General features: G+C 65.9%; 15 protein-coding genes. 13 read left to right on the forward strand and 2 right to left on the reverse strand.

Annotation, left to right across the window (positions count from 1 at the left end):
- The first annotated feature begins 2 nt into the window (after nt 1–2).
- From aceF to G542_RS0108720, 5 genes are all read left to right on the forward strand, one after another.
- Complete coding sequence (aceF, locus tag G542_RS0108700; RefSeq protein ID WP_027823901.1) at nt 3–1646, forward strand: dihydrolipoyllysine-residue acetyltransferase; 1644 nt, start codon at nt 3–5, stop codon at nt 1644–1646.
- 9 nt (nt 1647–1655) lie between these two features.
- Nucleotides 1656–3434 carry a dihydrolipoyl dehydrogenase gene (gene lpdA / locus G542_RS0108705; protein ID WP_027823902.1) on the forward strand — a complete coding sequence of 593 codons (1779 nt, stop codon included), beginning with the start codon at nt 1656–1658 and terminating at the stop codon, nt 3432–3434.
- 129 nt (nt 3435–3563) lie between these two features.
- Complete coding sequence (locus tag G542_RS17510; RefSeq protein WP_012695620.1) at nt 3564–6689, forward strand: EAL domain-containing protein; 3126 nt, start codon at nt 3564–3566, stop codon at nt 6687–6689.
- Between the two features lie 132 nt (nt 6690–6821).
- Nucleotides 6822–8618 (forward strand): 2-isopropylmalate synthase, encoded by a 1797-nt coding sequence (locus G542_RS0108715; protein ID WP_012695619.1) that lies wholly within the window; start codon nt 6822–6824, stop codon nt 8616–8618.
- A 331-nt stretch (nt 8619–8949) separates the two neighbouring features.
- Nucleotides 8950–9810: a helix-turn-helix transcriptional regulator gene (locus G542_RS0108720; protein WP_027823903.1), complete on the forward strand. Its 861-nt coding sequence runs from the start codon at nt 8950–8952 to the stop codon at nt 9808–9810.
- Between the two features lie 256 nt (nt 9811–10066).
- On the opposite strand, the gene G542_RS0108725 is transcribed toward G542_RS0108720, so the two are convergent.
- Entirely contained in the window at nt 10067–10582 is a 516-nt protein-coding gene (locus G542_RS0108725; protein WP_027823904.1) for a hemerythrin domain-containing protein, read from the reverse strand.
- 62 nt (nt 10583–10644) lie between these two features.
- Here G542_RS0108725 and ampD point away from each other — a divergent pair, with 62 nt between their 5' ends.
- The 3 genes from ampD to G542_RS0108740 all read left to right on the forward strand — a co-directional run bounded on the left by ampD (nt 10645) and on the right by G542_RS0108740 (nt 13874).
- Nucleotides 10645–11211: a 1,6-anhydro-N-acetylmuramyl-L-alanine amidase AmpD gene (ampD, locus tag G542_RS16395; protein WP_034985385.1), complete on the forward strand. Its 567-nt coding sequence runs from the start codon at nt 10645–10647 to the stop codon at nt 11209–11211.
- Between the two features lie 112 nt (nt 11212–11323).
- Nucleotides 11324–12700 carry a C4-dicarboxylate transporter DcuC gene (gene dcuC, locus G542_RS0108735; protein ID WP_027823905.1) on the forward strand — a complete coding sequence of 459 codons (1377 nt, stop codon included), beginning with the start codon at nt 11324–11326 and terminating at the stop codon, nt 12698–12700.
- Nucleotides 12701–12749: 49 nt separating this feature from the next.
- Nucleotides 12750–13874: a M20 family metallopeptidase gene (locus tag G542_RS0108740; RefSeq protein ID WP_027823906.1), complete on the forward strand. Its 1125-nt coding sequence runs from the start codon at nt 12750–12752 to the stop codon at nt 13872–13874.
- Between the two features lies 1 nt (nt 13875).
- Here the strand turns inward: G542_RS0108740 and kup are convergent, their stop codons facing one another.
- A complete protein-coding gene (kup, locus tag G542_RS0108745; protein WP_012695612.1) occupies nt 13876–15744 on the reverse strand; it encodes a low affinity potassium transporter Kup in 1869 nt (622 codons plus the stop codon).
- A gap of 184 nt (nt 15745–15928) precedes the next feature.
- Here kup and G542_RS0108750 point away from each other — a divergent pair, with 184 nt between their 5' ends.
- The 5 genes from G542_RS0108750 (at nt 15929) to G542_RS16405 (ending at nt 21664) form a co-directional block, all read left to right on the forward strand.
- A complete protein-coding gene (locus G542_RS0108750; RefSeq protein ID WP_012695611.1) occupies nt 15929–16336 on the forward strand; it encodes a hypothetical protein in 408 nt (135 codons plus the stop codon).
- A gap of 81 nt (nt 16337–16417) precedes the next feature.
- On the forward strand, nt 16418–19018 hold the full coding sequence (gene leuS / locus G542_RS0108755) for a leucine--tRNA ligase (RefSeq protein ID WP_027823907.1): 2601 nt from the start codon (nt 16418–16420) through the stop codon (nt 19016–19018).
- A 49-nt stretch (nt 19019–19067) separates the two neighbouring features.
- A complete protein-coding gene (locus G542_RS16400) occupies nt 19068–19613 on the forward strand; it encodes an LPS-assembly lipoprotein LptE (RefSeq protein WP_012695609.1) in 546 nt (181 codons plus the stop codon).
- A gap of 6 nt (nt 19614–19619) precedes the next feature.
- Nucleotides 19620–20627, forward strand: coding sequence for a DNA polymerase III subunit delta (gene holA, locus G542_RS0108765; RefSeq protein ID WP_012695608.1), 1008 nt, complete (start codon nt 19620–19622; stop codon nt 20625–20627).
- A gap of 86 nt (nt 20628–20713) precedes the next feature.
- A complete protein-coding gene (locus tag G542_RS16405; RefSeq protein WP_012695607.1) occupies nt 20714–21664 on the forward strand; it encodes a patatin-like phospholipase family protein in 951 nt (316 codons plus the stop codon).
- Nucleotides 21665–21681 lie beyond the last annotated feature (17 nt).

Raw genomic sequence — 21681 nt, forward strand, 5'->3', positions numbered from 1 at the left:
CCATGTCCCATCCCATCGAAATCAAGGTGCCCGATATCGGCGGCCACGCCGGTGTCGATGTCATCGACGTGCTGGTCAGGCCCGGTGACACCCTCGCCGTCGACGCCCCGCTGGTCACGCTGGAAACCGACAAGGCCACCATGGACGTGCCGTCCACGCACGCCGGCCGCGTCATTGACGTCAAGGTCAAGACCGGCGACAAGGTCAGCGAAGGTTCGCTGCTGGTCGTGCTGGATACCTCTGCCACTGCAACTGCTGCGGCACCGGCTGCCGACGCTCCTCCGGCCACAGCTGCTGCTCCGGCTGCAAAGGCACCGGCCGCACCGGCCGCCACTGGCCAGCGCCTGACCCTGCGCGTACCCGACATCGGCGGCCACGCCAATGTCGACGTGATCGACGTACCGGTAAAACCCGGCGACCTGCTGGCCGTCGATGCCACCCTCGCCACGCTGGAAACCGACAAGGCCACGCTGGACGTACCGGCCGAACAGGCCGGCCGCGTGATCGAAGTCCGAGTCAAGGCCGGCGACAAGGTCAGCGAAGGCAGCGAGCTGGTGGTGATCGAAACCACAGAAACCGCCACCGCACAGCCGGCTGCTCCGGCAGTCGTTGCCGCCTCGGCCTCCGCCCCGGCCCCCGCCACGCCGGCGCCTGCAGCTGCCGTAGCCAGCCAGCCTGCCGCCGTTGCGCCCGCCGCCGCCGTCACGGCCATCGACGAAGCCGGTTTCACCAGGGCCCACGCCGGCCCGTCGGTACGCCGGCTGGCCCGCGAGCTGGGAGTCGACCTGGCCCGCGTCACCGGTTCCGGCCGCAAGGGACGCATTCTCGACGCCGACCTCAAGGCCTGGGTCAAGGCCACGCTGGCCGTACCGGCCACGGCCGCCCCCGCTACCGGCCCGTCGCTGGGCGGCGGACTCGACCTGCTGCCGTGGCCGAAGGTGGACTTCGCCAAATTCGGTCCGGTCGAAACGCGGCCGCTCTCCCGCATCAAGAAGCTGTCCGGCGCCAATCTGGCGCGCAACTGGGCGATGATCCCGCACGTCACCCAGTTCGACGAAGCCGACATCACCGACATGGAAGCCTTCCGCAAGGACATGGGCAACGAGCTGAAGGCCGACGGTATCAAGCTCACGCCGCTGGCCTTCCTGATCAAGGCCGTGGTGGCTGCTCTGAAGAAATACCCGGAATTCAACGCCAGCCTCGATGGCGACCAGCTGGTGCTCAAGCAGTACTACCACGTCGGTTTTGCCGCCGACACGCCCAACGGGCTGGTGGTGCCGGTGGTGCGCGATGCCGACCAGAAGAGCCTGATCGAGCTGGCGCAGGACACTGCCCTGCTGGCCAAGAAGGCCCGCGAGGGCAAGCTGCTGCCGACCGAGATGCAGGGCGGCTGCTTCAGCATCTCCAGCCTCGGCGGCATCGGCGGCACCGCGTTCACGCCGATCATCAATGCCCCGGAAGTGGCGATCCTTGGCGTGTCCAAGTCCGAGATCAAGCCCAAGTGGGACGGCCAGGCCTTCGCGCCGCGCCTGATGCTGCCGCTGAGCCTCTCCTACGACCACCGCGTGATCGACGGCGCTGCCGCCGCACGTTTCACCGCGTATCTTGGCCAGCTGCTGGCCGACATCCGCCGCCTGATGCTGTAAGGAGACACCATGGCTCTGATCGAACTGAAGGTGCCGGACATCGGCGGCCACGCCAATGTGGACGTGATTGACGTGCTGGTGCAGCCGGGTGACGCCGTGGCCGTGGACGCCAGCCTGATCACGCTGGAAACCGACAAGGCCACCATGGACGTGCCGGCCACCACGGCCGGCGTGGTGCGCGAGGTGCGGGTCAAGGTCGGCAGCAAGGTCAGCGAGGGCGACGTGATGGTGGTGGTGGAGAGTGCCGACACGGCCACGACCGCCGCCGCGCCCGTCGCGGAACCCGCCGCTGCCGCCAGCCCGACCCCGGCCGCCGTAACGGCACCGACGCCGGCCCCCGTACGGGACGGCAGCGATATCGACTGCGACGTGCTGGTGCTCGGCGGTGGTCCCGGTGGCTATTCGGCCGCCTTCCGTGCCGCCGACCTTGGCCTGAAAACCGTCATCGTCGAACGCTACGCCACCCTCGGCGGGGTCTGCCTCAACGTCGGCTGCATTCCGTCCAAGGCACTGCTGCACAACATGGCGGTCATCGACGAGGTGCGGCATCTGGCCGCCAACGGCATCCGCTTCGCCGAACCGGAAATCGACCTCGACGCCCTGCGTGCCTACAAGAACCAGGTCACCGGCAAGCTGACTGGCGGGCTGGCCGGCATGGCCCGCGCCCGCAAGGTGGACGTGGTACGCGGCGAAGGCCGCTTTGTCGATCCCTTCCATCTGGAGGTGGCACTGACCCAGGGCGATGGCCGCGAACAGAGCGGCGAAACCCGCGTGATCGGCTTCAAACACGCCATCATCGCCGCCGGCAGCCAGCCGGTGAAACTGCCCTTCCTGCCGGACGACCCGCGGGTGATCGACTCGACCGGCGCGCTGAAGCTGGAATCGGTGCCGGAGCACATGCTGGTCATCGGCGGCGGCATCATCGGGCTGGAAATGGGCACGGTGTATTCCACCCTCGGCGCCCGCATCGACGTGGTGGAAATGCTCGACGGTCTGATGCAGGGCCCGGACCGCGATCTGGTCAAGGTCTGGCAGAAGTACAACGCCCACCGTTTCGACCGGGTGATGCTCAATACCCGCACCGTGGCGGTCGAGGCGCGCGAGGACGGCGTATGGGTCAGCTTTGAAGGCCCGGACGCCCCGGCCGAAGCCCGGCGCTACGACCGGGTGCTGTACGCCACCGGCCGGGCACCCAACGGCCGCCGCATCGGTGCCGAAGCGGCCGGCGTGGCGGTGGATGCGCGCGGTTTCATCCCGGTGGACAAGCAGATGCGCACCAACGTGCCGCACATTTTTGCCATCGGCGACATCGTCGGCCAGCCGATGCTGGCGCACAAGGCGGTGCACGAAGCGCATGTGGCAGCGGAAAACTGCGCCGGTCACAAGGCGTTTTTCGATGCACGGGTGATTCCGGGCGTGGCCTATACCGATCCGGAAGTGGCGTGGGTGGGCCTGACCGAGGACGAGGCGAAAAAGCAGGGTGTCAGCGTGCAGAAGGCGGTGTTCCCGTGGGCCGCCAGCGGACGCGCCATCGCCAATGGTCGTGACGAGGGCTTGACCAAGCTGCTGTTCGACAGCGAATCCGGCCGGATCGTCGGGGGCGCCATGGTCGGCACTCACGCCGGTGACATGATCGGCGAGCTGTGCCTGGCGATCGAGATGGGCTGCGATGCCGAAGATATCGGCAAGACCATCCACCCGCATCCGACGCTGGGCGAATCCATCGGCATGGCGGCGGAAGTGGCGCTGGGCAGCTGCACCGACCTGCCGCCCGTCCGCCGGCGCTGAGCATGAATCCTGTCGCCGCCTGTCGGGCGGCGACAGTCATGCCATTGAATTACCTTATTGCTTGACGAACAGGCAGGCTTGTTGCTTTGATGGCAGCCTCTTGAATCCCGAGCCTGGCCTGTCAGCAGAATGTCCGTCCTGCCCTCTGCCCTGCGGCACACCCTTCCGGCCCATGCCCAGCATCCGGCCGCCCGGCTGCGCCGGGGGTTGATCGCCGGTTTTGCCGTGCTGGTCATTCTGGTCTGTGGTGCCACCGGTTACGAGGCCTGGCGCAGTTACCAGCAAACCCTTGCCGATGCGCGCACCGAGCTCCTGACCCTGTCGCGGGCGCTGTCGGTGCATTTTTCGCGCTCGTTCCGGCTGTCCTCCGGACAATTGGCCAACCTCGGCCGTGACGCCGACCTGCTGCGCGCCATCCACGACCGGGACGAATCCACCCTGTACGCCCGGTTGCAGGAAGCCCTGCAAGTGGATCCGCAATCGTATTTCCTGACCGTGGCCGACGCCTGGGGCAACGTGCTGGCCTCGTCGCTGCACTATCCGATCGGGCGGCTCAACATCCACCAGCGTGACTACTTCAATACGCTGCGCAACACGCCCGGACTGCCCTATACCTACGGTCAGCCGGTGCCCAACCTCTATGACCAGCGCCTGTTCGTGCCGATTGCCGCTCCGTTGCACGACAACGGGCAGTTTGCCGGTGTCCTGCTGACCGGCATTGATCCTGACTATTTCTACCAGTTCTACCGCTCGCTGGGGCTGGACGAACATACCGGCATCGATGTCCTGCGTGCTGACGGTACGGCGCTGATTTCGTACCCCGACGCCCGCACCACCACACACCGCCACCCCCTGCCCCAGGCGCTGGTGCAGCAACAGCTGCGCGAGGTCAGCACCGACCGCATCCTCGACTACCAGGCCGCCGATGGCGAACAGCGCCTGCTGACGCTGACCTGGCTCAGCGGCCAGTCGCTCGCCATCGGCATCAGCCGCAGTTACTCGGTGCTGCTCAAGCGCTGGTACCAGGACATGCGTGCCAAGGCACTGCTGATCAGCCTGCTGCTGTGCGGATCGGGCCTGCTGCTGGGCGTGCTGCTGCGCCAGTTGCGCCGGGTCGAACACAGCGAGCGCCAGCTGCGCCTGACCCAGTATTCGGTCGACCACGGTGTCGACCTGATCCTGTGGGTCGACCTCAACAGCCGGGTGCGCTATGCCAACCTGCGTGCACAAAAGCAGCTGGGCTGGCATCCGCACGAGCTCTACGGCCGGCCACTGTCACGGATCGCCCCCAGCCTGGGCGGCGCGGCCTGGATGAGCCTGCAGCAGCGCATTGCGCGCGGGGACAACGTCACACTGGAAACCTCGTTCAGTTGCCGCAACGGCCAGACCCTGGCAGTCGAAGTCACCGCCAGCGTGCTGACCCACACCGAAGGCGACGGACTGCTGTGCCTGATCGCCCGCGACGTCAGCGAGCTCAAGCAGGCCGCTGCCGCCCTTGCCAACAGCGACGCACGCCTGCGGCTGGCATTGCAGGCCTCCGGCACCGGACTCTACGAACTGGAACTGGCGACCGGCGCCATCACCATCACCGGCGCCATCCGCCAGCGCCTCGACATCCGCGTACCGGAACAGCAGCCGATCCCGGCCGCCCTGTGGCTGGCCTGGGTGCACCCGGACGACCAGGCCCGCATCCGTCAGGCCTTCGAGCACTGGCAGCAGGAGCCGCATGCACCCGACCGGCTGGAAACCAGCTTCCGGGTCTGCCCGCCCGGCGGCCGGATGCGCTGGGTGCATGCGCGCGGGCAGTACATTGCTGCCGCCGAAGACACGGCCGCTGCGCGCCTTGTCGGTACCGTCAACGACGTGACCGACCAGAAGGAAAACGAAGAGCAGATCGAGCGCTACGCCCATTTCGACGCCCTGACCGGACTGGCCAACCGCCATGCGCTGTACCGCCGGCTGGGCCAGGCCATCACCAGCGTGCACCAGCACCAGCATCCGCTGGCGGTACTGTTTGTCGACCTGGACAAGTTCAAGACCATCAACGACACGCTGGGCCACGCCGTCGGCGACGTGGTGCTGCGCGAAGTGGCCGGCCGCCTGTCGGACTTTGCCGGCCCGGACGACATCCTGGCGCGGCTGGGTGGCGACGAATTCCTGCTGGTACTGCCCGGTGCCGACGAACGCGCCGCCTCCGAAGTCGCAGCCTGCATCCTGACCGCCATGTCGGTGCCGGTGCGCGTCGACGGACGCGAACTCCCAACCACGCCCACCATCGGCGTCAGCCTGTATCCGCGCGACGGCGAAGAAGCCGATGACCTGATCCGCAATGCCGACATCGCCATGTACCAAGCCAAGGCGCGCGGCCGTAACACTTTCCAGCTCTACACCCCGGACATGAACGCCGCCGCCGCCGAGCGGTTGCAGTTGCAGGGCGAGCTGCGCAACGCCCACCTGCGCGGCGAGATCATGCTGCACTACCAGCCGCAGATCGACGTGACCGACGGCCACGTCGTTGGCTGCGAGGCACTGATGCGCTGGAAGCATCCGACCCTCGGCATGGTCAGCCCGGGACGCTTCATCCCGCTGGCTGAAGAATCCGGCCTGATCATCACGCTGGGCAACTGGGCCATCCGTGAAGCCTGCCGCCAGGCGATGGTCTGGCAGCGCGCCGGCCTGCCGCCGCTCACCGTGGCGGTCAACCTGTCGGGCTGCCAGTTCCAGCAGTCCAACTTTACCGCCGTGGTGGCCGATGCACTGGCCGACACCAGCCTGCCGCCCCAGTACCTGGAACTGGAGCTGACCGAAAGCATCGTGATGCACGACGTCGAACAGGTGATCGCCACCCTGACCGAACTCAAGGCACTCGGCGTGCAACTGTCGATCGACGATTTCGGCACCGGTTATTCCAGCCTCAACTACCTCAAGCGCTTCCCGGTCGACCTGCTGAAAATCGACCAGGGATTCGTGCGTGACGTCGAAACCGACCCCTCCGACGCGGCCATCGTGCGCGCCATCATTGCACTGGGCAAAATCCTCAACCTGCGGCTGATCGCCGAAGGCGTGGAAACGCAGGGCCAGCTGGACTACCTGCACGCGGCGGGGGTCGACTTCATCCAGGGCTATTACTTCAGCCGGCCGCTGCCGGCCGAGGACATGGCCACCTATCTGGCGCAGCGCCTGCTGCCGGTCAGCCTGTCCGAGGCCGGACCACCGGCTACGTCCGCCGCGAGCGACGCTCTTCCCGCCAGATAAATTTGGACAAAAAGTCCAATAAATATGACTGGACACGCTTTTTCGCCAGATTTTTGCGCTTTCCGGCAAATTCTGTTTGCCACACTGTCCAATCCAGCGTAGTGTCATGACACATAGACGCTGGAGACCGACATGCAATTGGACATTGATCGTCTGATTCGCGATTTTGGCGGGGTTACCGCCCTCGCCGACGCCCTGACCTTCGCCTACCCGGCCGATCCGGTCAGCAGGGCTGCCGTTTACAAATGGCGCGCCCGCGGCAGTCTCCCGCTCTCCCAATTACAAAAACTCACCCGGATCGCGGCTGACCGCGGCTGGAAACTTGATATCCAACACTACATCGAGGGCGCCAGCGCCGCGCCAGAGAACGGGAGCCAGACTGTCATGAGCAGCGATCGCCTCTACATCTTCGACACCACCTTGCGCGACGGCGAACAAAGCCCGGGTGCGGCCATGACCCGCGAGGAAAAAATCCGCGTGGCCCGCCAGCTGGAAAAGCTCGGTGTCGACATCATCGAGGCAGGCTTTGCTGCCGCCAGTCCGGGCGATGCCGAATCGATCCGCGCCATTGCCGAAGTCATCAAGGAATCAACGGTCTGCAGCCTGGCCCGCGCCAATGAAAACGACGTGCGTGCCGCTGGTGAAGCGATCAGGCCGGCTGCCCGCGGCCGTATCCACACCTTCATCGCCACCAGCCCGATCCACATGGAGAAGAAGTTGCGGATGACGCCGGACCAGGTGGTCGAAGCCGCCGTCAAGGCTGTCAGGATCGCCCGCGAATACACCGACGACGTTGAATTTTCCGCCGAAGATGCAGTCCGCTCGGACATGGACTTCCTTGTGCGTATCTTCGACGCCGTCATCCAGGCCGGTGCCACCACCATCAACGTGCCCGACACTGTCGGTTACAGCATCCCGTCCGTATGGCAGGAACACATGCGCACCCTGATCGCCCGTGTACCCGGCAGCGACAAGGTGATCTGGTCAACCCACTGTCACAACGACCTTGGCATGGCCGTGGCCAACAGCCTTGCCGCCGTGCAGGGCGGCGCCCGCCAGGTCGAGTGCACCATCAACGGTCTGGGCGAACGCGCCGGCAACGCTTCTCTGGAAGAAGTGGTGATGGCAATCAAGACCCGTCGAGACGTATTCGGTCTCCAGACCCGCGTCGAGGCCTCCCAGATCGTGCCGACATCCAAACTGGTATCCACCATCACCGGCTACCCGGTACAACCGAACAAGGCCATTGTCGGTGCCAACGCCTTTGCCCACGAATCCGGCATCCACCAGGACGGCGTGCTCAAGCACCGCGAAACCTACGAGATCATGTCGGCCGAATCAGTGGGCTGGAGCACCAACCGCCTGACGCTGGGCAAGCTCTCCGGCCGCAATGCCTTCAGGACCAAGCTGGCCGAACTCGGCATCGAGCTCGGCAGCGAAGAAGCGCTGAATGCCGCCTTTGCCCGCTTCAAGGAACTGGCCGACCGCAAGCGCGAGATCTTCGACGAAGACCTGCACGCACTGGTGTCCGACGAGCTGGTGGCCAGCGAGCCGGAAAACTACAAGTTCGTGTCGCTCAAGGTCAGCACCGAAACCGGCGAGCCGCCGGTGGCCAGCATCGTGTTCGCCCAGCACGGCGCCGAGCAGCGGGCAGAATCCAGCGGCTCCGGCCCGGTGGACGCCGCGTTCAAGTCGATCGAACAGGTGGTCAACAGCGGCGCCGAGCTGGAGCTGTATTCGGTCAATGCCATCACCAAGGGCACGGAATCGCAGGGTGAAGTCACCGTGCGGCTGACCCGCGACGGCCGCGTCGCCAACGGCCAGGGCGCCGATACCGACATCATCGTCGCCAGTGCCAAGGCCTACCTGTCGGCCCTCAACAAGCTCGCCAGCAACGTCGAGCGCCTGAACGCCCAGTTTGACATCTGATTGCCGAAGCTTGCAGCGCCGGCGGTGATCCCGCCTGGCGCGCCCCATCGGTGGCGCCGTGATCCGGTTGGCCACCTGACCCGGACGGCGCCCACAAGGCGCCGTCCGGCCTGTCTGCCTGCTGCATAAACGCCAAACCCGGCCACCAGTGGTGTCCGGGCTTCCCTTTTGGCGTGGACCGTCCCCCATCCCCGGCCCGGGGAGTCAACCTGCATCACTGCCTGTTGCATCAGGCCGGCGGTCATGTTCCGCCTGCCGGATTTGATGCCCCTTAAAGGGGCCGGGCGGCAGCCTCCCTACAATGAGGCATCCCGACTGCCGTCTGCCTGTCATGCCGTCTGCCGCCGCGCCCATCGAAACCCTGCTGTTCCGCAAGGACTATGAAACCGCTGCGCCTGCGCACAGCCACAACTATCTCGAGCTGGTGTTTCCGCTCGACGCACCGTTGCAGGTACATCTGGAAGACCTGGACATGTTCCGGGTCCATCCCGGTGAAGTCCTGCTGGTCCCGGCCTTCCTGTCACACTCGCTGCAGGCCGACCGCCTGCACCAGCGCTGGCTGGTCCTGCGCCTGCACCTGCACAAACTGCACCTGATGCTGGCCGGCACCCTGTACGGCGGCGCCATCGAACGCTTTCACCAGACCGGCAACCACGGCCGGCTGCTGCTCAACCATGCGGCGACCGAAGTCTGGCGCCACACCAATGCCCTGGGCGAACACGGTACCCTGCACGACCTGCATCATCTGGCGGCGCTGCTGGCGCTGGTATGCAGCCCTTGTCCGCCGGAGGACGAATGGGTGGTGCCGCGCAAGCGCCGCTCCGACCGCGAAATCACGTTCTGCAATGCCCTCAACGAACTGATCGAGGCCGATCCGGCCCACGACTGGTCACTGGACCGGCTGGCGCAACACTTTCACATGTCCAAATCGACCTTCTGCCGCACCGTCCGCAAAAACCTCGGCCTGCCGTTCCATCACTGGCTGCTCGACAAGAAAATCCGGCTGGCCTGCCTGTACCTGCAACAGTCCGACCAGTCGGTCCAGTCCATCGCCGTCCAGCTGGGATTTTCGTCAGCCACCTATTTCACCAAAGTGTTCAAGAAGCATGTCGGCCACACCCCCAGCAGCTTTCGCCTGCCGCCGGAACCTGTGCCGCAACCGGAGCGCAGTCCGATCCAGTTCTATCGCTGATTCAGTCAACCATGTGTACGAAGCTATCGTGCTAGCCCTGCCGGACAGACACAACACCCACTGGTCCAGCTTGACCAGAAAGCACCGCAAGGTGACCAGAAAACACCGTTTTCTAGTCAATCTCGCCAGCTTTGCGCCGGAATTACCTGCCCATTTTTCGCCAAAACCGGTTTGCCACCACATGGACTCCTGCCATGCGGGATGGATGGGTGTGGCATAAGCACCGCCGCCGGCAGCCCTGGCGGACGCGATGCGCCTAGCCGGCCTGCCGTCGTGCCACCATGGCCTGCGACAGGGCCAGCAGCTCGCCGGCGTCGAGGCAACGGGCAGCCTCGGCAAACGGGACGGCTTCTTCCTGCACGGCATGCGCGCAGTACTGGTAGGCAAACTGCCGGCACAGTCCGGCATCGGGCAGGGTCTCCGGCTGTACCAGCAGGCCCTGCAACTGCTGGCGCAGGACCTGCCACTGCGCACCCAGGGCTGCGTGTTCCTGTTCCAGCCCGGCCAGTACCGGCGCCAGTTCCGGCACATGCCGGCGCAGCAGCGGGAACAGGTCACGTTCTTCGTCCTGGTGATGAAGCGGACCGGCCACGTCGAAATAGCGCAGGATCTGGCGCACGCTCGTTGCCGTCCCGGCATCCATGCCGTGCTGCTCTACATGGGCCGGCAGGCGCTCCAGCATGCCGGCAAAACGGCGGACCTTGTCGTGGCAGGCGGCCAGCAGGCCCAGGGGATCATCGGCGGCCGGAGCCGGACGGGCAAAAGGCAGCATGGAAGGACGCTCGCAAGGCTGTTATCGTCGTGCCAGTGTAATCCGTCCGTTTCTGCCCGCGCATGCTGATCGATCCCAACGGCTGGTGCGATGCCGCCCGCCCGTGCCTGTCTCCCAACCACGATGCCCGCCCGGCCGGGGCCGGACCGGACCTTGTCATCCTGCACCACATCAGCCTGCCGCCGGACAGCTACGGCGGGCCGGCCATCGAGCGCCTGTTCACCAACACGCTGGAAGCCGATGCCCATCCTTACTATCGCGACGTGGCGCACCTGCGGGTATCCAGCCACTTCCTGATCCGCCGCGACGGCGAACTGGTGCAGTTTGTCCCGACCTGCCGGCGCGCCTGGCATGCCGGCCAGTCGCACTGGCAGGGCCGTGAGCGCTGCAACGATTTCTCCATCGGCATCGAGCTGGAAGGCAACCTGTCCGATCCCTTCACCGACGCCCAGTACCGGGTGCTGACCGCCCTCCTGGCCGCCCTGCCGCAGCGCCATCCGCAACTGGCAGCCATCACCGGCCACGAGCATGTCGCGCCGGGCCGCAAGACCGATCCGGGCCCGATGTTCGACTGGCTGCGACTCGCCCGCGCCACCAGCCTGCCCTGCATCCTGCCTTCATTGCGTTAAGTTTCCGGCCGGCCTTTTCCTGTCCATTTGTCTGGCCGGCGTCCCGCCGATAGCGGGAATGACCGCTTTCAGATATATTAATTTTGTTTATAAGAATACGCTAATCAACTAAATGGAACTGTTGTTCGTCCTGCCCGTCCTGGCGCTCGTCATCTACGGCATCGTCAAGGACTACAACCCGCAGGCCGTGCTGGCGATTGCCGGCATGGCCCTGTTTGTCATCGCCTTCTGGAGCGGCATCCACCCGATCCTGCCGGCGGCCAAAAGCACCGGGCTGCCGCTTTTTGACCTCTTTGAAGTGTTCAAGGGCATTTTCTCGAAGCGGGCTGCCGCACTCGGCCTGACCATCATGGCCGTGGCCGGTTTTGCCACCTACATGTCGCACATCGGTGCCTCGCAGGCGCTGGTGCGGGTAGCGGTCAGGCCGGTGGCCGGCATCCGCTCCAGCTACGTCATGCTGATGGTGTGCTATCTGGTCGCCGTATTCGTGTCGCTGTTCGTGACCTCGGCCACCGGCCTTGGCCTGCTGCTGATGGTCACCATGTATCCGGTGATGCGTAACCTCGGCATCAGCCCCGGTGCCGCCGTAGGGGTGATCGCCACCTCGCAGGCGTTCGAGATCGGGCCGACCCAGACCAATGCCATCTTCTCGGCCGGCCAGGCCGGGCTGGACCCGACCAGTTACTTCGTCGACTACCAGATCTGGCTGGTGGCCCCGATGCTGGTCGTCACCATGCTGCTGCACTACTTCTGGCAGCGCCACTGCGACCGTGCGCAGGGCTGGGATCCGGCCAGCCACCGTGGCGAGCACGCCGAACTGGACGAGCAGGGCAGCGAGGACAAACAGGCACCGGGCTGGTACGCGCTGCTGCCGGTCATCCCCTTCGGCCTGATGATGGTGTTTTCCAAGCTGGTGATCGACGACATCAGGGTCAGCGTCGAAGTGGCGATGCTGCTGACAGTGTTTGCCGGCATGGCCTGCGAACTGGTGCGCACACGCTCGGTGCGCGAATCGCTGTCCGGCTTCAACAGTTTCCTGGAAGGCATGGGCAAGGTGTTCGGCCCGGTGGTGGCACTGATCGTCTGCGCCGAGCTGTTTGCCGAGTCGCTCAAGGCCATCGGTGCCATCGACGCGCTGCTGCATTCGGCCGACGGCGCCGGACTGGGCGCCACCTTCATGACCCTGGTACTGGTCGGCCTCATCATGGCCGCTGCCGTGGTCATGGGTTCGGGCAATGCCTCGTTCCTCAGCTTTGCCACGCTGGCACCGACGGTGGCGGCCAAGTTCGGCGTTCCGGCCGTGACCATGCTGCTGCCGATGCAGCTGGCATCCAGCATCGGCCGCTCGGTGTCGCCGATTGCAGCGGTAGTGATCGCCTGCGCCGGCATCGCCCGCGTGTCGCCGTTCGAAATCGTCAAGCGCACCAGCGTGCCGATGACCGGCGCGCTCCTGACCGCCCTGCTGCTGAACTACTTCCTCTTCATGTAATCCCTGCGGGGTGCCGGTCCGGCACCCCGTTCTGCCGATGGAGCCTGCGATGACCTTTCCGCTGCAAGCCTTTCTTGCCGACCTCGAACCCCTGATCAATACCGACTGCGGCAGCCGGACGCCGGCAGGCGTGGCCCGTATCGCCGACCTGATGACCGCGCATTACGCAGCACTGGGCTGGCAGGTGACCCGCCACCAGCTCGATGCGGCCAGCGGTCCCTGCCTGGAAATCACCAATGCGCCGGGTGCGACCCAATACGACGTGATGCTGTCGGGCCACATGGATACCGTGTTTCCGGTCGGCACAGCCGCCCGCCGTCCCCTGCGCGTGGAAGGCTCCACCGCCTACGGTCCCGGTGTGTCGGACATGAAGGGCGGCGTGCTGGCCATGCTGTACGCGCTGCGCGGACTCGACCCGGCGGTGCTGGCACGGCTGAAGGTGGTGGTATGCCTCAACTGCGACGAGGAAATCGGCTCGCCCTCTTCGCGTGACTGGCTGGTGGCCACGGCCCGCAAGAGCCGTTGCGTGCTGGTGTGCGAAGCCGCCCGCGCCAACGGGGACCTCGTCAAGGCCCGCAAGGGCAATGCCAAGTACCGCCTGGCCTTCCACGGCAAGGCCGCCCATGCCGGTACCTCGCTGCGGGACGGCATTTCGGCCATCACCGAGCTGGCACACTGGACGCTGGCCATCAACGGGCTGGTGAATTTCGATACCGGCACCACGCTGAATGTCGGCATGGTGCAGGGCGGTACCGGCGTCAACGTGGTGCCCGATTTTGCCGAGGCGATTGTCGACCTGCGGTTCTGGAACAACGACGAAGCCGACGCCATCCACGCCCGTCTGGAAGCCATGGCCGCCAGCCCGTTCGTGCCGGGATGCCGGATCGAAGTCGAACGCCAGACCTACAAGCCGGCCATGCGGCCGACTGCCGGAACCGAGGCGCTGATGCGCGTGGTGGAAGAAGTCGCTGCCAGCGAGGGCATCGCTTTTGGCTGGCAGGAGGCCGGCGGCGGCTCGGACGCCAACTTCACTGCCGCAGCCGGCATTCCGTCGCTGGACGGTTTTGGCCCGCAGGGCGGCGGGTTCCACGCCGAAAGCGAGTTCCTGATGCTGGACAGCGTCGGGCCGCGCGTCCGCCTGCTGCAAGGCGTACTGGCGCGGCTGGCCGGCTGAGTCAGATCTCGACCATTGTTCCCATCTCGACCACGCGGTTGGCCGGGATGTGGAAGTAGTCGGTGACCCGCGTGGCATTGCGCGACATGATGGCGAACAGCTTTTCACGCCAGCGTGCCATGCCGGGTCGTCGGGTCGAGACCAGGGTTTCGCGCGACAGGAAGAACGAGGTGTCCATTTCCTCGAATACCAGTTCCTGTTCGGCACACAACGCCAGCACCTGCGGAATGCCCGGGCTTTCCTTGAAACCGTAGCGGGCCACCACCTGCCAGAACGACGGCGACAGCTGGCGGATGTGGACGCGGGTGTCGTCGTTGACGTAAGGCTCGTCGAGGTTCTTGATCGTCATCAGCACCACACGCTGGTGCAGTACCTTGTTGTGCTTGAGGTTGTGCAGCAGCGCATGCGGAATGCCCTCGGTCGAACCGGTCATGAACACGGCCGTACCCTCGACCCGGGTCGGCGGGTAGGCTTCCAGGTTGCCGATGAAATCGTCCAGCGGCAGCTCGTCGGCAAACAGGCGCTCGTACAGGATTTCGCGGCCGCGCTTCCAGGTGGTCAGCAGGGTGAAGATCAGCAGGCCCATCAGGAGCGGCAGCCAGCCGCCGTCCAGCACCTTGAGGATGTTGGCGCTGAAGAACGACAGGTCGAGCGTCAGGAAAAAGCCGGTGACCAGCAGCGAGGCCCACAGCGGCCAGCGCCAGCGGTAGCGCGACACCACGAAAGCCAGCAGCGTGGTCAGTACCATGGTGCCGGTCACGGCGATGCCGTAGGCCGCAGCCAGCGACGAGGAGGTGCCGAACACCAGGATGACCAGCACCACGGCGGCCAGCAACGCCCAGTTGACCACCGGGATGTAGATCTGGCCGATTTCGCGCTCGGAAGTGTGGCGGATGTCCACCCGCGGGCAGTAGCCGAGCTGCACGGCCTGGCGGGTCAGCGAATAGGCACCGGAAATCACCGCCTGCGATGCGATCACCGTGGCGGCCGTCGCCAGCACCACCAGCGGCAGGGTGCCCCAGGACGGTGCCAGGTTGAAGAACGGGTTTTCCACTGCGGCCGGGTTGGCCAGCAACAGCGCACCCTGGCCGAAATAATTGAGCGTCAGCGCCGGCAGCACCAGCCCGAACCACGCCCAGCGGATCGGCCGCCGGCCGAAGTGGCCCATGTCGGCGTAGAGCGCTTCGCCTCCGGTCAGGGCCAGCACCACGGCGCCCAGCGCGAAGAAGGCCGCCGTGCGGTGTTCGACGAAAAACACCACGGCGTGGACCGGGTTGAGCGCCTTGAGCACTTCCGGATTCTGCAGGATCTGCCATACGCCCAGCCCGGCCAGCGTGCCGAACCACAGCACCATGACCGGCCCGAACAGCGCGCCGACGCGCGCCGTGCCGAAGCGTTGCAGCAGGAACAGTGCCACCAGTACGGTCAGGGCCAGCGGCAGCACGTAGGTTTCGAACTGCGGCGCCACCACTGCCAGCCCTTCGACGGCCGACAGCACCGAAATGGCCGGCGTGATCACCGCATCGCCGTAAAACAGCGAGGCACCGGCAATGCCGATGATCATCAGCCCGTAGCGCCAGCGCGGCCGGGCCCGCTTGGCGAGCGCCATCAGCGCCATCACGCCGCCCTCGCCGCGGTTGTCGGCCCGCAGGACGTAGGCCACGTACTTGAGCGACACCACCAGCGAGATCGACCAGAAAATCAGCGACAGGATGCCCAGCACGTTGCCCGTGGAAGGCGCCAGCCCGTAGAGCGGCGAAAAGCATTCCTTCAGGGTATAAAGCGGGCTCGTCCCGATATCGCCAAACACGATACCCAGTGCGGCCAGGACCAGCGGCGGCAGGGCGTCGCGGTGTTCAAGGTTCTGCATGCAGCGATCTACCGGTATTGCGGCCGGCAGCCAGACGGAAACTGGCCCGCATTGTAGTGGTGTACCCGACAGGCCGCATCAACCATACGACGTTTCCATGAAAGCCGGGTTTTTACACCACACCCGAGCAGGTACTGTAGACAGTCATCATCGTCATTCCCGTTTTTGCAAGGAGAACACTTCCATGTTCCGCCATACCTTTGCCAGCCTTGCTTTCACGACACTCTGCCTCGCTGCCGGACAGGCCGGAGCCGAACCCGCCGGCCTGCTGCCGGCCCTGCCTTACGCCGGCCAGCCAGGTCAGCAGCCATCCCGGGTCGCCCTCGCGTGGCTGGCTCCGGTACTGGGCGAGGGCATCACCCCCGCCTCCCGCCAGCTGCTGCTGGATGCCCGTTCGGCCGAGGGCGAAGACCCGCGCCAGGTCACCATCACGGTGACCCAGTCCGGCCTGCTGGACGACAGCCTGCGCGACGTCCGCTACCAGCTCGTGCTCAGCCGCCAGGCCGACCACTGGCAGATCGACAGCAGCCTGCGCCAGCACCGCTGCCGCCGGCCGGCCGACCGCCTGTGGCGCACCACGCCCTGTGCCTGATTTGCCCGGCTTCTTTGATTGCGGCCTGCGCAGGTCGATATAATCGGCCGATTGATTTTCCAGACAGAATTGCCCGCCACCATGCACGAACAGTACCAGCCCCGCGACATTGAGGTCGCCGCCCAGCAGAAATGGGAAAAGACCGCCGCCTTCAAGGCCGTGGAAGATACCAGCCGCCCGAAATACTACTGCCTGTCGATGTTCCCCTACCCGTCGGGCAAGCTGCACATGGGCCATGTGCGCAACTACACCATCGGCGACGTGCTGTCGCGCTACATGGCGCTCAAGGGCTACAACGTGTTGCAGCCGATGGGCTGGGACGCCTTCGGCATGCCGGCGGAAAACGCCGCCCTCAAGAACCAGGTCGCACCGGCTGCCTGGACCTACTCGAACATCGAGTACATGAAGACCCAGCTCAAGAGCCTTGGCTTTGCCATCGACTGGGAGCGCGAAGTCACCACCTGCAAGCCGGACTACTACCGCTGGGAGCAGTGGCTGTTCACCCGCCTGTTTGAAAAGGGCGTGATCTACCGCAAGAACGGCGTGGTGAACTGGGACCCGGTCGACCAGACCGTACTCGCCAACGAACAGGTGATCGACGGCCGCGGCTGGCGCTCCGGGGCGCTGGTGGAAAAGCGCGAAATCCCGATGTACTACTTCGGCATCACCCAGTACGCCGACGAACTGTTGTCCGACCTCGACACCCTCGACTGGCCGCCGCAGGTCGCCACCATGCAGCGCAACTGGATAGGCAAGAGCTTTGGCGCCGACGTGCGCTTTGCCTACGACGAAGCCAGCATCGGCAGCGCCGGCGAGCTGACCGTCTACACCACCCGTCCGGATACCCTGATGGGCGCTACCTACGTCGCCGTCGCCGCCGAACACCCGCTGGCCACCCAGGCTGCCGCGAACGATCCGGCACTCCAGGCCTTCATCGCCAGATGCAAGGCCGGCTCGGTTGCCGAAGCCGACATGGCAACCATGGAAAAGGAAGGCATGCCGACCGGCCTCTTTGTCGTGCATCCGCTCACCGGCGAAAAACTGCCGGTCTGGGTCGCCAACTACGTACTGATGAGCTACGGCTCCGGTGCGGTGATGGCGGTACCGGCGCACGACGAGCGCGACTTTGCCTTCGCCAACAAGTACGCCCTGCCGGTCCGGCAGGTCATCACCCTCAAGGAGGGCGACGCCACCTTCGACGCCAGCACCTGGCAGGACTGGTACGCCACCAAGGACGACAGCACCCGCCTCGTCAACTCGGGCAAGTACGACGGACTCGGTTTCCAGGGCGCCTTTGACGCCATCGTCGCCGACCTCGCCGCCAAGGCTGCCGGGGAAAAGAAAACCCAGTACCGCCTGCGCGACTGGGGTATCAGCCGCCAGCGTTACTGGGGCTGCCCGATCCCGATCATCCACTGCGACAGCTGCGGCGACGTGCCGGTCCCGGCCGACCAGCTGCCGGTGGTGCTGCCGGAAAACGTGGTGCCGGACGGCAGCGGCAACCCGCTGGCCAAGATGCCCGAATTCTACGAAACCACCTGCCCGTGCTGCGGCAAGCCGGCGCGGCGCGAAACCGACACCATGGATACCTTCGTGGAGTCGAGCTGGTACTTTGCCCGCTACGCCTCGCCCGACTGCGCCACCGGCATGGTCGACGACCGCGCCCGCTACTGGCTCAACGTCGACCAGTACATCGGCGGCATCGAACACGCCATCCTGCACCTCCTGTACGCGCGCTTCTTCAACAAGCTGATGCGCGACGAAGGCCTGCTCGCCAACGACGAACCGTTCCAGAGGCTGCTGACCCAGGGCATGGTGGTATGCGAAACCTTCTACCGTGACCTCGACAACGGCAGCAAGGAATGGATCACCCCGGCCGACGTGGTCATCGAACGCGACGGAAAGGGCAAGATCATTGCCGCCACCCACAAGGCCGACGGCCTGCCGGTCGTGGTCGGCGGCATCGAGAAGATGTCGAAGTCGAAGAACAACGGCGTCGACCCGCAGGCACTGATCGAACAGTACGGCGCCGACACCGCGCGTCTCTTCATGATGTTTGCCGCACCGCCGAGCCAGTCGCTCGAATGGTCGGACGCCGGCGTGGAAGGGGCGTACCGCTTCCTCAAGCGCCTCTACAAGATCGTGAGCGAATACGTCGCTGGCGGTGTAGCCGAACGCTTCGTGGCCGGCGAGCTGACCGCCGACGAAAAGGCCCTGCGCCTGAAGCTGCACACCACCATCCAGAAGGTCAGCGACGACTTCGGCGTACGCCAGCAGTTCAACACCGCCATCGCCGCCGTGATGGAACTTCTCAACCTCTTTGACCGCACCGAAGCCTCGCGCGCCGTCAGGCAGGAAGTACTGGAAAGCGTGGTGGTCCTGCTGTCGCCGATCGTGCCGCACATCTGCGAAACCCTGTGGAGCGCGCTCAAGCCCGGCAGCGAACTGCTGGCCCAGCGCTGGCCGGAAGTCGATCCGGCGGCCCTGGTGCAGGACGAAATCGAGCTGGTGGTGCAGGTCAACGGCAAGCTGCGCGGTTCGGTCCGCGTGGCCGCTGACGCCGGCCGCGACGTGATCGAGGCCGCCGCCCTGGCGCACGAACAGGTCCGCAAGTTCATGGACGGCCAGCCGGCCAAAAAAGTGATCGTGGTCCCGGGCCGCCTCGTCAACATCGTGGTCTGATCCCCGGCCGGGCCGGTTGCCGCCGGTCCGGCCCCTTCAGGAGAACCGTATGACCGTAGTCCCTCGCGCCCTGTGGGCCGCCCTGCTGGCCCTTGGCCTGACTGCCTGCGGCTTTCACCTGCGCGGCACGCCGGCTGACACCACCCTGCGGCCACTGCCGTTCCAGTCGGTCTATGTCGTGCCGGGCGCCGCCCTCGTGGCACAGATCGACCGCCAGCTGAAATTCCAGCCCAACCTGGCCCGGGTCTCCACGCCGCAGGCAGCGCAGGCGGTCCTGCGCGTGACCAACGAGCAGCAGCTCAAGGAAACCGCCACCCTCAACCGGGCCGGCCAGATCAGCGAATACCGCCTGATCTACCGCGCCACGGTCACGGTGACCCAGAACGGCCGCCAGCTGGGCGAGCCGATCACGGTCAGCGCGTCGCAGAACTTCCCGTACAGCGAAAGCTCGGTGCTCGGCAAGGCCGAAGAAGAACTGACGGTCTGGAAAGCCCTGCGCGAAGGCGCCGCCCAGTTGCTGATGTACCGCCTCGCAGCCCTGAAGCCGGCGGACGACAAGACTCCGCCAGCCACCGCACCAGCCAGCGCCGACTGACCCGCCATGCAGAAACGTCTGGACGAGCTCGACCGCCTGCTGGCAGCCGGGCTGGCACCGCTGTATGTCATTCACGGTGACGAAATGCTGCTGGCACTGGAGGCCGCCGACGCCATCCGGGCCGCAGCCCGCGCCGCCGGCCATCTGGAACGCGAGGTGCTGACGGTCGAGGGCCATTTCGACTGGTCACTCCTCACCGCGGCAGCGGGCAGCAGCTCGCTGTTTGCCGACAGGAAGCTGCTGGAAATCCACCTGCCGTCCGGCAAGCCCGGCACCGAGGGCGCCGAGGCGCTGGTGCGGCTGGCCGCCCGCCTGCCGGACGACACCGTGACGCTGGTGCTGCTGCCGCGTCTGGACAAGACCCAGCAGGCCAGCAAGTGGTTCAAGGCGCTCGACAGCGCCGGCGTGACGCTGGCCGCCCAGGCCGTCGAGCGGCGTGAACTGCCGGGCTGGATCAGCCGCCGGCTGGCCCGCCAGCAGCAGTCGCTGACGCCGGAGGCGCTGGCCTTCATGGCCGACCGGGTCGAAGGCAACCTGCTGGCGGCCCGCCAGGAAATCGACAAGCTCGCCCTGCTGCATCCACCGGGCGAACTGGAGCTGGCCGCGTTGCAGGCCGCCGTGGCCGACGTTGCCCGCTTTGACGTTTTCCAGCTCAACGCCGCATGGCTCGCCGGCGAAACCGCCCGCGTCGCCCGCATGCTGGCCGGGCTGGAGGCCGAGGGTGAAGCCCCGGTGCTGGCCTTGTGGTCGGTGGCCGAAGAGCTGCGCAGCCTGATCCGCATCCGCATCGGCCTGCGCGACGGCAAGCCGATGGCCCAGCTCCTGCGCGAAAACCGCATGTGGGGCGAGCGCCAGCGGCTGGCCGAACCGGCCCTGCGGCGACTGGGGCAGGCACGCCTGCAGGCCGCCCTGTCCGAGTGTGCGGCCATCGACCGGGCCATCAAGGGTGCCGGTCCCGGAGAGCCATGGCGCCGGCTGGAGGCCCTGCTCGTCGGACTGTGCAGGACAAACTGAAGCGGGCCGGCTAGTGTCTTTAAGAGCAGTGCAGCTGACATGCACCGCAACTGGTCCTCCGAACCCGCTTTCATGATTGCTGTCTTATGGGCTTCAAACTCGCGCTCAACGCCTGGGGAGCACACCACTCCACGCTGCCGATGCTGCCGTACCGCAAATTCGCCCTCGTCTGCGAGGGCGGCGGCCAACGCGGCATTTTCACCGCCGGCGTGCTGGATGCCTTCCTGCAACAGGCGTTTTTCCCGTTCGAGCTGATGATCGGCACTTCGGCCGGAGCCCAGACGCTGTCAGCCTATGCCTGCGGCCAGCACGGCTATTCACGCCACGTCATCACCCGCTATACCACCACCCGCGATTTCTTCAATCCGCTGCGTTTCTTGCGCGGCGGCCACCTGATCGACCTTGACTGGTATGTCGACACGGTCCGGCGCGACTACCCGCTGGACCTCGAAGAAGCCCACCGGCGCCTGAACGGGCGCGAGCTGCTGTTCTGCGCCTGCCGCCAGGACGACTACCGGCCGGTTTACCTGCCGGCGGGCCGTTATGACTGGCTGGCCAGCCTCAAGGCCTCCAGCGCCATTCCGCTGCTGTACCGCAACGGTGCCGAAGTCGGCGATGTCCGTTACGTGGACGGCGGAGTGCGCGATGCCATTCCCGTGCGCGAAGCCTGGCATCGCGGCGCCGACCTGATCCTTGTCATCCGCACCCTGCCCAGCGGCATTTCGCCGGTGCCGGCCTGGCGCCAGCACATGCACAAGGCCCTGTCGCGCAGCGACAAGCTCCAGACGGCAGTGCGGCTGCTGGAACAGCACGAACGCATCTACGCCGCCACCCAGCACTTCATCGATGCCCCGCCAGGCGACCTGCGCATCATCGAAATCGCCCCGCGCCAGCCGCTCAAGAGCCGGGTGGTCGGCAGCCACCCCCGGGATCTCGAGCACGACTACCGGCGCGGTACCCTGTGCGGCCTGCAGTTCCTGCGCAAGATTGTGCCGCGCCTGCAACAGCACAGACATGCCGCTCCTGACGAAATATGACAAACAAATTAAACTCC

The organism is Laribacter hongkongensis DSM 14985 (assembly GCF_000423285.1).
Taxonomy (GTDB): domain Bacteria; phylum Pseudomonadota; class Gammaproteobacteria; order Burkholderiales; family Aquaspirillaceae; genus Laribacter; species Laribacter hongkongensis.

What these genes read in the sequence shown, in the direction of transcription:
- G542_RS16400 (WP_012695609.1), top strand. Translation starts at nt 19,068, where the DNA reads ATGACCGTAGTCCCTCGCGCCCTGTGGGCCGCCCTGCTGGCCCTTGGC.
- G542_RS0108750 (WP_012695611.1), top strand. Translation starts at nt 15,929, where the DNA reads ATGTTCCGCCATACCTTTGCCAGCCTTGCTTTCACGACACTCTGCCTC.
- G542_RS17510 (WP_012695620.1), top strand. Translation starts at nt 3,564, where the DNA reads ATGTCCGTCCTGCCCTCTGCCCTGCGGCACACCCTTCCGGCCCATGCC.
- G542_RS16405 (WP_012695607.1), top strand. Translation starts at nt 20,714, where the DNA reads ATGGGCTTCAAACTCGCGCTCAACGCCTGGGGAGCACACCACTCCACG.
- G542_RS0108720 (WP_027823903.1), top strand. Translation starts at nt 8,950, where the DNA reads ATGCCGTCTGCCGCCGCGCCCATCGAAACCCTGCTGTTCCGCAAGGAC.
- kup (WP_012695612.1), bottom strand. Translation starts at nt 15,744, where the DNA reads ATGCAGAACCTTGAACACCGCGACGCCCTGCCGCCGCTGGTCCTGGCC.
- holA (WP_012695608.1), top strand. Translation starts at nt 19,620, where the DNA reads ATGCAGAAACGTCTGGACGAGCTCGACCGCCTGCTGGCAGCCGGGCTG.
- lpdA (WP_027823902.1), top strand. Translation starts at nt 1,656, where the DNA reads ATGGCTCTGATCGAACTGAAGGTGCCGGACATCGGCGGCCACGCCAAT.
- aceF (WP_027823901.1), top strand. Translation starts at nt 3, where the DNA reads ATGTCCCATCCCATCGAAATCAAGGTGCCCGATATCGGCGGCCACGCC.
- dcuC (WP_027823905.1), top strand. Translation starts at nt 11,324, where the DNA reads ATGGAACTGTTGTTCGTCCTGCCCGTCCTGGCGCTCGTCATCTACGGC.
- ampD (WP_034985385.1), top strand. Translation starts at nt 10,645, where the DNA reads ATGCTGATCGATCCCAACGGCTGGTGCGATGCCGCCCGCCCGTGCCTG.
- G542_RS0108715 (WP_012695619.1), top strand. Translation starts at nt 6,822, where the DNA reads ATGCAATTGGACATTGATCGTCTGATTCGCGATTTTGGCGGGGTTACC.
- G542_RS0108740 (WP_027823906.1), top strand. Translation starts at nt 12,750, where the DNA reads ATGACCTTTCCGCTGCAAGCCTTTCTTGCCGACCTCGAACCCCTGATC.
- leuS (WP_027823907.1), top strand. Translation starts at nt 16,418, where the DNA reads ATGCACGAACAGTACCAGCCCCGCGACATTGAGGTCGCCGCCCAGCAG.
- G542_RS0108725 (WP_027823904.1), bottom strand. Translation starts at nt 10,582, where the DNA reads ATGCTGCCTTTTGCCCGTCCGGCTCCGGCCGCCGATGATCCCCTGGGC.